A 12099-nucleotide genomic window follows, 5' to 3' on the forward strand; every position below is an offset into this window, starting at 1 on the left:
AGTGTCTCACCGACGCGACTGACGACCCGTCGGCTCAGGGGTCTGGTTTCGCAGGAAGGGGGGTTGGGGGGAGTATGGGGGTGGCGACAGCGGTTCGCTGCTAATTCGCCAACTAATGATATGGCAGCCACCGGTGTAACGATTGATTCTAATCTATTGGTGCCTCAGCAAACGAGTATCTAAACAATTAGAGTCGATGTGCTGTCGTCTTCGGACGGGCCCTGAATGAGCAGGTACAGCGGCCGGGCTTGCATGGGTCATGAACGGTTAAGAGGATGCCCCGAGCAGTCCCGGACATGGATATCGAGGAGTTCTTCGAGACGATGCCGTTCGCCGACCTGCTCGGCGTCGACGTGACGGAAGCCGAAGACGGCCACGCGGAGGGCAAACTGGAGATGCGCGAGGACCTGTCGTGGAACGCCGACCAGCTGATGGCCCACGGGGGCGTGACGTTCACACTCGCGGACACCGTCGGTGGTGCCGCACTGGTCTCGCTGGTCGACCAGCCGGTCCCGACCATCGACATGCGCATCGACTACCTCTCGGCAGGAACAGGGGACCTCTACGCCGAGGCCGACGTGGTGCGCTGTGGGAAGAACGTCGGGACGGTCGACGTGGACGTGTACGCCGCGGACGACGACACGCTCATCGCTGACGCGCGTGGTGTCTACAAGACTGGATAACGAGCCGACGCCGCTTCTCTCTGACTACTCGAACACCTGCGCGAACAGCGCCGACTGTCCTCGCCGAAGTCGCTCCAGGAACGCGGACTTGCTGATACCGAGCGCGTCGGCGACCTCGCTGGCAGTCACCTCGCGGGGGACCTCGAAGTAGCCGAGCTCGTTGGCGACGCGGAGGGCTTCCTCCTGTGCGGGGGTGAAGCCCCAGCGACGGGCGACGACCTCGTCGTCCTCGCTCCCGAGCGGGTAGATACGTTCGAGCGTGACGCCGACCGTTTCGCCGGCAGCCTCCAGCACGCCTTCCAGCACGTCGTATCCGACGACCGCGCCGGTGTAGGTTTCGACGCCGTCACGGTAGCGGAGCGATTCGGCCATGAACCCGGCGTCACAGAGCGTGTGGACCACGCAGGGGTGTTTCGAGAGACATCGCAGGTTCACCCGGTCCTCGGTGTGCGAGGCGTGCAGGTAGCGGATGCGCTCGTCGGCGTCGAGCGCCTCGGCGAGGGCTGGGTCGTCACCCGCCGAGAACCGCAACAGGGCGTTCCCGTCGCTGCGGCGCTGTGGGGGCCGCGCGTCGACCACGCACCCGGTCTCTCGCGTGGCATCAGCCAGGGGACAGTCGTCGCCGGTGACCCTGAACTCGACGACGAGACACTCGTCTATCACACGTATCAGATGGGCCCACCAATACTTAAGTCCCGTGTATGGGCGGGTGAACCGGTTTGTTACTGGGGTCGCTAATTCTGGATGAACGACCATGGACATCGAGGAGGTCAAAGCGCGGGCAGGACCGCGGGAGTTCAGCCCCAAAGACGACATGCCAGAGGAGTATCGAAAAGCTGCCACACGGATGATCCAGTTCCACGCGAACTCGGAGATCATGGGTGCCTACCTGGAGCGCCCGTTCATCCGGCAGGCACCGAGCCTCGACCGCAAGCTCGCCTGCAGCGCGAAGGTGCAAGACGAGATCGGCCACGGCCAGTTGCTCTACCGCGCCGCCGAGTCCCTCGGCATCAAGACACGCGACGAGATGCTCGACGAACTCGCAGAGGGCAAGGGGAAGTTCCTCAACTGCTTCCACTACCCGATGGAGTCGTGGGTCGAGACGCCGATGATCGCGTTCTTCGTCGACGGTGCCGCCATGCGCCGCCAGGCGACCCTGAAGTCCACGTCGTGGGAGCCCTACGCCCACGCGATGGACAAGGTCTGTTTCGAGGAGGGCTTCCACGTCAAGCACGGTGAAGCCATCCTCCACGAGCTGATGACCGGCTCGAAGAAAGAACAGGAGCTGACCCAGGAAGCGTTCGAGCTGTGGTGGCCCCGCATCATCCAGTTCTTCGGTCCCACCAACGACAAGTCGACCCACCACGGGTTCGCCAGCGAAGTCGGCCTGAAGCAGATGTCCAACGACGAGCTCCGCACCGCGTTCCTCAACGCCTACATCCCGAAGGCCGAGAAGTACGGCCTCGAGATTCCGGACGAGCCGCGCATCCGCAAGCTCGACGACGGTTCCTACGAGGTCGTCGAGGAGGACCTCGACTGGGACGAGTTCTTCACCATCGCGAAGAACGACTACGACGGCAGCCACGAGCAGATCAACGGCCGCCAGAAGGCTCAGGAGGCCGTCGAATGGGTCCGTGAATCGATGGACAAGCACGAGAGCCGCGTCTACGGTGGCTCGCAACCGCAGGCAGCCGACTGAGAACCATGATCTGGGAAGTCTTCCGACAGGAGAAAGCTGGTGGGTACCACACCCACTGTGGCAACGTGCACGCGCCGGACCGCGAGATGGCGCTCATGTTCGCCGAGGTACAGCACGCACGACGCAAGCCGACGAACAGCCTCTGGGTCGTCCCCCAGAAGGAGATCGGCGAGGTCGACACCGAGGACGCGAAGTTCGGTGGCACGACCGACAAGGCCTACCGCTGGGCCATGACGTACAACTTCGAGGCAGCCGCCTCAGAAGTCGAAGAATCCGAGAGCGAACAGGCGACGGCCGAGCGCGAACGCCGCGCACAGGTCGAGAAGGCAGGTGGTAACTGATGGCAGCAGCAGAGACACTCCCCGAACCGCAAGAACTGTCCGAGGACGAACGCGAGGCCATCGAGCACCAGCTCTACCGCCTTGCCGACGACGAGTTCGTCATCGCCGAGCGCTACACCGAGTGGCAGGTCCGGGCGCCGACGCTCGAATCCGACCTCGCGCTGGCGAACATCGCCCAGGACGAGTACGGCCACGCCCGCCTCTGGTACGACCTGCTCCAGGACTGGGGTGCGACGGAGTCCGAACTCATCTGGGAGCGCCCGGCCGACCAGTGGCGCCACTCCACCCTGTGTGAACTCGAGTTCGCCGAGGGCGACTGGGCCGACGCCATCGTCCGGTCGTACCTCTACGACGTGGCCGAGGATATCCGCCTGCAGGCGCTCGCGGACTCCTCGTACCCGCGGATCCGCGACCGCGTCGGGAAGATCCTCGGCGAGGAGGACTACCACCGCGAGCACGCCCAGAACTGGCTCGAACGGCTCTGCGAAGAAGAGGACAGCCGCGCCCGCGTGCAGGACGCCCTCGACCGACTGTTCCCGTACGCGCTGACGCTGTTCTCGCCGACCGACGAGGACGTCGAGGACCGGATCGTCGACCTCGGAATCCGCTCGGAGCCCCTCGTGACCATGCGCGAGGAGTGGCTCGACGAGGTCGTCCCGTACCTCGAATCGCTCGACCTCAGCGTCGACGACGCAGAGCTCCCGGAGCAGTACGACCTGCACCACTCCGCGTTCCAGACGCCCGACGAGGTCGGCCGCGACCAGTCCCACACGGACGACTGGTTCGACCTCTACGACGACTTCACCCACACCTACACCGAACTGGGCCGTGAGACCGCCAACCGCATCATGAAGGACCCAGACGATGAGTGACGTGTACGACCCGGACGACGTGCCGAACTCGGTCGACCCGCAGGACGAGGACTGCGTCGACCCCGTCGGCACGAGCGCCTGTGCGTACACCGAGTACGTCGAGGGCGAAGCGAGCGACGAGGTCCCCGCGACCGGCGAGGGAAGCGAGGGTCTCGAACGCGACGTCTGGGACGTACTGTACGACATCGAGGACCCCGAGATGCCCATCTCCATCGTGGACCTCGGGCTCATCTACGGCGTCGCGGCTGACGAGGAAACCGGACACGTCACGGTCGACATGACCCTGACGTACTCCGGCTGTCCCGCCCGGACGATGCTGCAGGACCAGATGCGAGAGGCCGTCGCAGGCGTGGAGGGCGTCTCCGACGTGGACCTCCGGCTCGTCTGGTCGCCCGAGTGGAACCTGGAGATGGTGACCGAACAGGGCAAAGAAGACCTCCGTGAGTTCGGACTCAGCATATGAGACGACCCGACCCATCCGTGACGACCAGCGGCGAGAGCGAGGGCGCAGAGTGCCCGTACTGCGGCTCGGAGAACACCGTCCGCGACCACCCGAAAGGGCCGTCGCTCTGCCGGTCGATGCACTACTGCAACGCGTGCGACCAGCCGTTCGAGAAGATGGAGTAACCCCCTGACAGACCTTTTGTAGTGGGGGGACATGGTCGAGTGTATATGGACGAGCGGACGCTGGCGCGCCTCCGGGCACCACACGAGGTATTCCGGCGCATGGTGGCGATGGCGGGCGTACAACCCAGCCAGGACGCCGAACCGTACTACGACGAGATGCTAATCCGGGTCCACGAGGACCGCATCGAGACCCCGGCAGGCAGCGTCGGCTCCTCGCTGGCCACGTACGGGACCGTCTCGGCCGACGTGCTCTCGGCTGTCACGGTCACCTGTCCGGACCCGGTCACGGCCATCTTCGACATCCGGGAGACGCTCGACTGGCTCGGGTGGGTCGCCACCGACCGGACCGAGGAGCTGACGGTGGAGTTCCGGGGTGACTGTGAGACGGGCAACGCGTCGGAGCTCCGCGTCTCGAACGGCTCTGTCACGGCGCGAATCGACTGCTACCGCGACCCCGAACTGTTCGAACAGATAACGATGGAACTCCCGGACCGGTTCACCGAGGACGAGCGGTTCCGACTGGAGGACGGGTCGCTCGCGCCGACGGTGGTCGAGACGACGGCCGAGACCGTACGCCGAATCTCGACCGGTGTGGACCTCGATGCGACCCTCTCGACGTACCCGTTCGTCGTCGAGGACGGAACCCTTCGTCTGGTCCTCAGTAACGGCCGGTACACCCGGGCCACCGGAACGCTCGATGCCACCGTCGACGGGCCGGACGTGGACAACGAGTACGGTCCGGCCTTCGCAGCGCTGTTCGAGGCGGTCGCTGGCGAGGTGACGATACAGACGGGGCCGGGTGAACCACTGGTGGTGGTGCAGGACCGACCGGTGTTCACGCTTCGCTACGTCGTGATTCCGAACGTGTGGTAGAAAGCGGCCCGCCTCAGCTGGGTCGCGCGAGGTCGAGTGTGTAATCGGAGCGAATCCACGCGTCCTCTTTCTTGGAGTCGTAAATCTCTACGTGACCGTCGTCGGTGTCACGTGCTCTGTAGCGATTGTTGATGTCTGGCGGGCCAGGTTCGTGGTCGTCGTTCGTGCTGTTCATATTTGGTTGCGCGGTTCGCCGCGACTATGCTATTTGATAGCGTCGACCGCAAAATAATAAGCCTTCCGGGGTGACTGACGCGTCCGATATAGAGTATATTATCGTGATTAAGGGTCGTCTCCCCTCGGCACTCGGGGTGGGGAGGGAGCGCCGCGAGACGAGTGGGTTTAATCGGCCTGACGCACAAGCGACCGCCATGACAGCAGACGGGTGGTTCGCCGGGCTCGACCCGGACGACACCGACGAAGCCGCCGCGCGAATCCGCGACGGGCGAGCAGACGCACCCGCGGACTGGCCAGCTCTCGCCGTCGAGAGCGGGTTCGCCCAAGACGAGGCGTCGTACTACGAGGCGTTGCACGCGGCGACGAGACAGGCCACGCGCGCCGCCGCGACCGAGCGAGAGCGGTCGGGCGACCAGCAACTCGTCCACGCCGTCCGGGCGATGGACGACTGCCTGCGAACGGCCAACGAACTGGCCGAGCGGGTCAGCGAGTGGGCGAACGCGCTGTACGACGACGACCGCGCTGGAATCCCCTACGCACGCGACCTCGCGGGCCGGGAACCCGCCGGCCCTGACGAGGCGCAGGTCGTCTCGCTCGCCGGGCGCGTCGCCGACCTCGCCGATGAGGCCGACGACCTCGAAGCGTACGTCGAGACGCGTGCGCCGGAGGTTGCCCCGAACCTCGCTGCGATGGCCGGGCCGGTGCTCGCGGCGCGGCTCATCTCGCTCGCGGGTGGACTGGAGTCGCTCGCGAAGAAACCGAGCGGGACCGTGCAGGTCCTCGGGGCGGAAGATGCCCTGTTCGCACACCTCCGCGGCCACGCCAGCTCACCCAAGCACGGCGTCATCTTCACGCACGAGTACGTCCGCGGCACGCGCCCACAGGACCGCGGGTCCGCGGCTCGCGCACTCGCCGGGAAGCTGAGCATCGCGGCCCGTGTCGACCATTACTCGGGCGACCGCAAGCCGGAACTCGACGAGGAACTGGACGAGCGAATCGCGACGATTCGGGCACGAGCGGAGGCCGACAGAGCGGACCAGAGCGGGGGTGACGGCGAATGACGCTCCCCTCCGGCGTCGAACGCCGCACCATCGCCGGCGACGAACGCCTCGCAACGAGAGGGAAACCGGTGTACGGCGAGCCGACGGACGGTGAGTGGCGGGCGTGGGACCCCGGTCGCTCCAAGCTGGGGGCACTGTTCGCCCGCGAGGTCGACACCGGCCTGTCGGGGGGCGATACCGTCCTCTACCTCGGTGCGGCGAGTGGGACGACCGTCAGCCACGTCGCGGACTTCGCGGGACCGACGTACGCCGTCGAGTTCGCGGCGCGCCCGACCCGCCAGCTCGTGGGTGTGGCGGAGGACCGCCCGAACCTGTTCCCGCTACTCAAAGACGCCCGCAAGCCCGAGACCTACGCCCACGTCGTCGAGAGCGAGTGCGACGCCATCGTGCAGGACGTGGCGACGCGCGGGCAGGGCGAGGTCGCCTGCCGGAACCGGCAGTTCCTCGCGGACGACGGCCGCCTCGTCGCGGCCATCAAGGCCCGGAGCGAGGACGTGACCGGTGACCCGGGCGAGGTGTTCGACGCCGTGCTGGCCGATATGAAGGAAGAATACGAGATTCTGGCCACGGAGCGACTCGACCCGCTGCACGACGACCATCTCGGCGTGATAGCGCGTCCGCGGTAGGAACGCCCGACTCCAAACGGCTTTTTAGCCGTCGCCGCGAATCACGGTCCGATGGAGCGAGGGTCGCCTGACGTGTTCGCCGAACAGGGAACACTCGGAATCGAGGAGGAGTTCTTCGTCGTCGACGAGCGTGGCCGCCCGGTGTCGGGGAGCGACGCGCTGGTCTACCAGGGTGACCCGCCGGCGATCCTCGACGGTCGCCTCGACCACGAGCTGTTCAAGACCGTTATCGAGACACAGACACCGAAGTGCGAGTCGCTCGCGGAGGCGTCCGACCAGTTACACGCCGTCCGCGAGGCGCTCACCTCGTACGCGGCCGAGCACGACTATCGAATCGCGGCCGCGGGACTGCACCCGGCCGCGAAGTGGCGCGAACTCGAACACGCCCAGAAGCCCCGCTATCGCGCCCAGCTCGACCGCATCCAGTACCCCCAGCACCGCAACACGACGGCAGGCCTGCACGTCCACGTTGGCGTCGACGACGCCGACAAGGCGGTGTGGGTGTCGAACGAACTCCGCTGGTACCTGCCAGTGATGCTGGCGCTGTCAGCCAACTCACCGTACTGGAACGGCTTCGACACCGGGCTGGCATCGGCGCGCGCCAAGATATTCGAGAACCTCCCCAACACGGGGATGCCGACCGCGTTCTCCGACTTCGAGGCGTACCAGAACTTCGAGAACCTCCTCATCGACACCGAGTCGATAAACGACCGGGGCGAGCTGTGGTACGACGTCCGCCCGCACTCCGCCCACGGGACGGTGGAGGTTCGGACGCCAGACGCCAACGCCGACCCCGAGGTCGTGCTCGCGTTCGTCGAGTACACGAAAGCACTGGTCGACGACCTCTCTGCACGGTACGAGGACGGTGACCGCGGCGAGGCGGACGACGGGCTCCGGCGGGAGGTCCTGGACGAGAACAAGTGGCGGGCCATCCGCCACGGTCACGACGCCTCGTTCGTCGCGAAGGACGCCTCGGGGACCGTCTCGCTCGGCGAGGTCGTCGACCGTGAGTGTGAGCGCCTCGGCGTCACCGGCATCCGCGACCTCTACGACGCCGAGAGCGGTGCGAGCCGTCAGCGACGGCTCCACGACGAACAGGGGCTAGACGCGGTCTGTGAGTCGCTCGTGCTCTGAAACTGTCGGGCGTCCCTGGCTGGATAGAGCCGACAGCTGTGTGCCGATATCCTCCGCTGACATCCGTCAAGCCCGACGAACAATGGGTTTTTACTTCCACGTTCCTTGTGTCCTTCTTGAGAGGACATGTCTGCGGACGATACCACTGACGCCGACGACCACGAGACAGCCACCGATGGGGAGTCGGGAGACGAGCCGACCGCCCGCGAACGAATCGAGGAGGGTCGAGACCGCGCCGTCGACGGCTTCGACCAGGGACTGGTCGACCTGCTCTCGTGGGTGCTCGACACCGAGACGCGAGCGAAGATATACGTCTTCCTGCAGAAACGGCCGGGGAGCACCAGCGAGGAGATAGCGAAGGGAACCGGCCTCTACCCGAGTACGGTCCGCGAAGCCCTGGCTGCCCTCCACGAGGAGGAAATCGTCCACCGCGAGAAGCGCGAGAGCAAGGGTGCAGGGAACAACCCGTACGAGTACACCGCCATCCCGCCGAGCGAACTCGTCAGTGGCATCGTCGGACAGGTCCAGAACGAACTCAACACCGTGTTCAATCTCGACAAGATGCTCGACCGTGATGGCGGTGCCACCCGTGACGAAGGGACCAGTGAACCCGTCACCATCACCGTCGAGGAGGTCGACGACAGCGAGGACGAACCCGACGCGGATGCAGATACCGACGACGGTGGAGACGACTCCCCGACCGCCGAGTGAACTGCGACTTTCGACTCTTTTATTGCGCGGGCAGGCATTGCCACGTCCATGAAGGTTGCGCTGGGCGGGACGTTCGACCCCGTGCACGACGGCCATCGTGCCCTGTTCGAGCGAGCGTTCGAACTCGGAGACGTGACCGTCGGACTGACGAGCGACACACTCGCCCCGAAGACACGGAACGTCGACCGGTACGTCCGGTCGTTCGAGGAACGAAAGCGCGACCTGAAGGACGAACTCGCCGCTCTTTCGGCCGACACGGACCGCGAGTTCGAGGTACGCGAACTCACCGAACCGACCGGTATCGCCACCGAGCCCCAGTTCGACTACCTCGTGGTCTCACCCGAGACCATCGACGGTGCGAAGAAGGTAAACGAGATACGCGAAGCCCGGGGGCACGACCCACTCGAAATCGAGGTCGTCGACCACGTCCTCGCCGAGGACGGCGACATCATCTCCAGCACCCGCATCGTCAACGGCGAAATCGACGAGCACGGGAACCTGACGCCCGGCCGGGATGGGCGCCAAGCGTCCCGCTGAGTACGCAGCCGACGATACCTACCACGTCGGCGGTTCGAGGCCCGCCGATTTGAGGACGTCTTTCCACCGTTGCTGAATCGAGAGTCGAGAGACGTCCGTCGCCGCTGCCACCTCGGTCTGGGAGCGCCCGTCGCTCGCGATGAGCGCCCCCGCGTAGAGACTCGCCGCCATCGCCGGTTTCTTCGACCGGTCCGCCTCCGGCACCGACGAGAGAAAGAGGTCAACCGCGTACGACCGCGCGTCAGCGTCCAGTTCGAGCCGGTCGGCGGCAGCCTGTAACTCGGCCAGCCACTCCTCGTTGTCGACCCGGTCCCGTGCACTGTACATACCCCGCCGTACTGCCTTCGTGGACTTAAACAACCGGACCATGGGTCGACCGAACCCGACAGGTTCTTACTCTCCTCCGAAAAAGTCGAAACCGCGCGTGGGTAGCCAAGCCAGGAAACGGCGCAGCGCTTAGGACGCTGTCCTATAGAGGTCCGCCGGTTCAAATCCGGTCCCACGCATTGCTGGCGCGAACAACTCGTGAGCGGCAGCGATCGAACGGAGTGATTCTGAACCAGGGAGCGGTGCGCGGTTCGGAGCAACGCGAGAACCGCGACGCGAACGGTGAAACCGTGAGCGAACGAAGTGAGCGAGTGAGGTTCAAATCCGGTCAATCACCTCACAGAACCAGTTTCGCCAGTGACTCTCTCGCGCTACTACCCCCGCAGGCTCACGCCCGCAGGGTTCTTCGCCCGGTAGTCGACTCCCGGTTGGCTGCCGTGGCACGCGGTGGGAGCGTTGTCGCGTGGGTCCGGAAGCGTCCTCCCCTCGACCGCCCGCAGGAGCGTACTCGACCTGCGAACTCGTGTTCGAGGCGGCAATCGGGGTTTGGCTTCCTGGGCTCGGACCGGTCTCGCCGGAAAGTCCCGCTTTTTCGAGTTGTCCTCGTCATCGGGCGGCTCAGTTCGGCGGTGGGAACGTTATGCCACGCTGAAAACACGTGGCCGACGGGTTCTCGCCCGTCTCCCGTGCCGAACGTGCTGACTACGTGTGTCTGCTAGTCACATGCACTCTTAATTATCTACAGCCTAATTGGCTATCAATCGGCCAGTGGCAGACGTGGGGTCTGCACGACAGCCTGTCACGCCACCCGACAGTCAGTCGTCGCAGAACTATACGTTCACAGATTTGTGGACGCTATGATGTGTTTGCAGGCCCCGAGGCGGCTGTATTCCACAGAAACGGCCAGCAGACCCAAATACTGGAACCGCGAGAGTCAGACCATGCTATCGAGGCGGGGTGTGTCGTCTGTCGTGAGTACCGTGCTCCTCGTCGGGCTCGTGTTGATACTGGCGGTGACAGTCAGTGTGTACGCGCTGAACTTCACGGACGAGAAGCGCGAGCCGTCGCCCCAGATGCACGCGACGCTGGAGCCACTCTCGGCGACCGACGGGGAAGTGATGGTGACGGCGAACGGGGGCGAGACACTGAAGATGTCGGAACTGGAGGTGGTGATTCGGAACGAGGACAACGACAGTCAGGTCAGAATCGTGGACTTGCAAGCGACGGGGTCGACGTTCACGTCGGAGAACCTCGAGGGAACCGAGAGCATGGTCGACGAAACCAGTCCCACCGGGGAGTTCGTCGCCGGACCCGGTTCGACCAACGGCGAGTGGACCGCCGGCGAGCACGTCGCGGTCGACCTCCCGAACCTCGCACAGGGTGACAGGGTAACCATCCTCGTCGTCCACGTCCCGACCAACGGCATCATCTGGCGCGAGACGACGAACGCGACCGCCTGAAAGAGCAGGAATCCCGTGCCGACCCCACAAACCTTTTTCACTCCGGGTTAGTTCTTACGCGCAATGGCGAATCTGGGCGAGCTGTTCGGCGAGATACTCGCAGACGTGGACGCGATCGTGCTCTTCTCCCCGAGTGGCTCGTATTTCGAGCGCTTCTCGGAACTAGAAGAGCCGGAAGTCGTCGTCGTCGGGACCGAAAACACGGTGGACGCCGAGGCGTTCGTCGAACTCCCACTGGAGTTCGAGAACGTCGCAGAACGGGTCCGCTTCGGCCTCGAAGGCGCGCTCGATGCGGGGCTCCTCGAAGACGGGGACGTGTTGCTCTGTGCGACGAGCGTCTTCGACAGTGGCATCGACACCATCTCACGCGTCCGTGCCGACGCGTCGAAACAGTCGGGTGTGTACGACCTGTTCTCGAACTCCCGGGCCGAGCCGAACGTCATCAAGAACGTACTCGAACTCGCGGTCGAACTCGGGAAGAAGGGCCAGAAAGGCAAGCCGGTCGGCGCACTGTTCGTCGTCGGCGACGCCGGGAAGGTGATGAACAAGTCACGCCCGCTGTCGTACAACCCCTTCGAGAAGAGCCACGTCCACGTGGGCGACCCCATCGTGAACGTGATGTTGAAGGAGTTCTCCCGGCTCGACGGCGCGTTCGTCATCTCCGACTCGGGGAAGATCGTGAGCGCGTACCGGTACCTCGAACCCTCCGCGGAGGGCGTCGACATCCCCAAGGGCCTCGGGGCGCGACACATGGCAGCCGGCGCGGTGACGCGTGACACGAACGCCACCGCCATCGTCCTCTCCGAGAGCGACGGGCTCGTCCGGGCGTTCAAGGGCGGCGAGTTGCTGCTCGAAATCGACCCGGAGGATTACTGACGATGCTCGGGTGGTCGGCCTCGCTGTTTCGAGCGGACGTGCTGGAACAGGGGACGCTTGCACTCCAGGAGTCGGGCGGAAACATCGACGTGAGC

17 protein-coding genes and 1 tRNA gene are annotated in these 12099 nt (G+C 65.1%); 15 read left to right on the forward strand and 3 right to left on the reverse strand.

Annotation, left to right across the window (positions count from 1 at the left end; genetic code table 11):
- The first annotated feature begins 296 nt into the window (after nt 1-296).
- Nucleotides 297-683 carry a PaaI family thioesterase gene (locus tag ACSC1R_RS15020; protein ID WP_439026535.1) on the forward strand — a complete coding sequence of 129 codons (387 nt, stop codon included), beginning with the start codon at nt 297-299 and terminating at the stop codon, nt 681-683.
- Between the two features lie 24 nt (nt 684-707).
- Here ACSC1R_RS15020 and ACSC1R_RS15025 read toward each other — a convergent pair whose 3' ends face one another.
- Nucleotides 708-1346, reverse strand: coding sequence for a helix-turn-helix domain-containing protein (locus tag ACSC1R_RS15025; RefSeq protein ID WP_439026536.1), 639 nt, complete (start codon nt 1344-1346; stop codon nt 708-710).
- Nucleotides 1347-1437: 91 nt separating this feature from the next.
- Here ACSC1R_RS15025 and paaA point away from each other — a divergent pair, with 91 nt between their 5' ends.
- Genes paaA through ACSC1R_RS15055 form a run of 6 tightly spaced genes read left to right on the forward strand, consistent with a single transcriptional unit; the run spans nt 1438 to nt 5095 of the window.
- A complete protein-coding gene (gene paaA, locus ACSC1R_RS15030) occupies nt 1438-2382 on the forward strand; it encodes a 1,2-phenylacetyl-CoA epoxidase subunit PaaA (protein ID WP_439026537.1) in 945 nt (314 codons plus the stop codon).
- A 5-nt stretch (nt 2383-2387) separates the two neighbouring features.
- On the forward strand, nt 2388-2723 hold the full coding sequence (paaB, locus tag ACSC1R_RS15035) for a 1,2-phenylacetyl-CoA epoxidase subunit PaaB (RefSeq protein WP_267639696.1): 336 nt from the start codon (nt 2388-2390) through the stop codon (nt 2721-2723).
- Nucleotides 2723-3595 carry a 1,2-phenylacetyl-CoA epoxidase subunit PaaC gene (gene paaC / locus ACSC1R_RS15040; RefSeq protein WP_439026538.1) on the forward strand — a complete coding sequence of 291 codons (873 nt, stop codon included), beginning with the start codon at nt 2723-2725 and terminating at the stop codon, nt 3593-3595. The genes paaB and paaC overlap by 1 nt, the downstream gene beginning before the upstream one ends.
- Nucleotides 3588-4058 carry a 1,2-phenylacetyl-CoA epoxidase subunit PaaD gene (paaD, locus tag ACSC1R_RS15045; protein WP_439026539.1) on the forward strand — a complete coding sequence of 157 codons (471 nt, stop codon included), beginning with the start codon at nt 3588-3590 and terminating at the stop codon, nt 4056-4058. Before paaC ends, paaD begins: the two co-directional genes overlap by 8 nt.
- Nucleotides 4055-4222 carry a 1,2-phenylacetyl-CoA epoxidase subunit PaaE gene (gene paaE, locus ACSC1R_RS15050; RefSeq protein WP_261651468.1) on the forward strand — a complete coding sequence of 56 codons (168 nt, stop codon included), beginning with the start codon at nt 4055-4057 and terminating at the stop codon, nt 4220-4222. Before paaD ends, paaE begins: the two co-directional genes overlap by 4 nt.
- Nucleotides 4223-4267: 45 nt before the next feature.
- Nucleotides 4268-5095, forward strand: coding sequence for a hypothetical protein (locus ACSC1R_RS15055; protein WP_439026540.1), 828 nt, complete (start codon nt 4268-4270; stop codon nt 5093-5095).
- Nucleotides 5096-5108: 13 nt separating this feature from the next.
- On the opposite strand, the gene ACSC1R_RS15060 is transcribed toward ACSC1R_RS15055, so the two are convergent.
- Nucleotides 5109-5270 carry a hypothetical protein gene (locus tag ACSC1R_RS15060; protein WP_439026541.1) on the reverse strand — a complete coding sequence of 54 codons (162 nt, stop codon included), beginning with the start codon at nt 5268-5270 and terminating at the stop codon, nt 5109-5111.
- A 196-nt stretch (nt 5271-5466) separates the two neighbouring features.
- On the opposite strand from ACSC1R_RS15060, the gene ACSC1R_RS15065 reads away from it, so the two are divergent.
- The 5 genes from ACSC1R_RS15065 (at nt 5467) to ACSC1R_RS15085 (ending at nt 9341) form a co-directional block, all read left to right on the forward strand.
- Nucleotides 5467-6333, forward strand: coding sequence for an NOP5/NOP56 family protein (locus ACSC1R_RS15065; RefSeq protein ID WP_439026542.1), 867 nt, complete (start codon nt 5467-5469; stop codon nt 6331-6333).
- Nucleotides 6330-6959, forward strand: a complete 630-nt coding sequence (locus tag ACSC1R_RS15070) for a fibrillarin-like rRNA/tRNA 2'-O-methyltransferase (RefSeq protein ID WP_439026543.1) — start codon at nt 6330-6332, stop codon at nt 6957-6959. The genes ACSC1R_RS15065 and ACSC1R_RS15070 overlap by 4 nt, the downstream gene beginning before the upstream one ends.
- A 51-nt stretch (nt 6960-7010) precedes the next feature.
- Nucleotides 7011-8093: a glutamate--cysteine ligase gene (locus tag ACSC1R_RS15075; RefSeq protein WP_439026544.1), complete on the forward strand. Its 1083-nt coding sequence runs from the start codon at nt 7011-7013 to the stop codon at nt 8091-8093.
- A 126-nt stretch (nt 8094-8219) separates the two neighbouring features.
- On the forward strand, nt 8220-8804 hold the full coding sequence (locus tag ACSC1R_RS15080) for a helix-turn-helix domain-containing protein (RefSeq protein ID WP_439026545.1): 585 nt from the start codon (nt 8220-8222) through the stop codon (nt 8802-8804).
- A 48-nt stretch (nt 8805-8852) separates the two neighbouring features.
- Nucleotides 8853-9341 carry a phosphopantetheine adenylyltransferase gene (locus ACSC1R_RS15085; RefSeq protein WP_439026546.1) on the forward strand — a complete coding sequence of 163 codons (489 nt, stop codon included), beginning with the start codon at nt 8853-8855 and terminating at the stop codon, nt 9339-9341.
- Nucleotides 9342-9359: 18 nt separating this feature from the next.
- Here ACSC1R_RS15085 and ACSC1R_RS15090 read toward each other — a convergent pair whose 3' ends face one another.
- The gene (locus ACSC1R_RS15090; RefSeq protein WP_439026547.1) at nt 9360-9668 is read right to left on the reverse strand and encodes a transcription initiation factor IIB family protein; all 309 of its coding nucleotides are present in this window, start codon (nt 9666-9668) and stop codon (nt 9360-9362) included.
- A 95-nt stretch (nt 9669-9763) separates the two neighbouring features.
- On the opposite strand from ACSC1R_RS15090, the gene ACSC1R_RS15095 reads away from it, so the two are divergent.
- From ACSC1R_RS15095 to dacZ, 3 genes are all read left to right on the forward strand, one after another.
- Nucleotides 9764-9847, forward strand: a tRNA-Leu gene (locus tag ACSC1R_RS15095).
- Between the two features lie 762 nt (nt 9848-10609).
- A complete protein-coding gene (locus ACSC1R_RS15100; RefSeq protein WP_439026548.1) occupies nt 10610-11128 on the forward strand; it encodes a type IV pilin in 519 nt (172 codons plus the stop codon).
- 63 nt (nt 11129-11191) lie between these two features.
- Entirely contained in the window at nt 11192-12004 is an 813-nt protein-coding gene (dacZ, locus tag ACSC1R_RS15105) for a diadenylate cyclase DacZ (RefSeq protein ID WP_439026549.1), read from the forward strand.
- The last annotated feature ends 95 nt before the right edge of the window (nt 12005-12099 follow it).

Origin of the sequence: Haloarchaeobius ordinarius (assembly GCF_051801355.1) — an archaeon.
GTDB lineage: Archaea > Halobacteriota > Halobacteria > Halobacteriales > Natrialbaceae > Haloarchaeobius.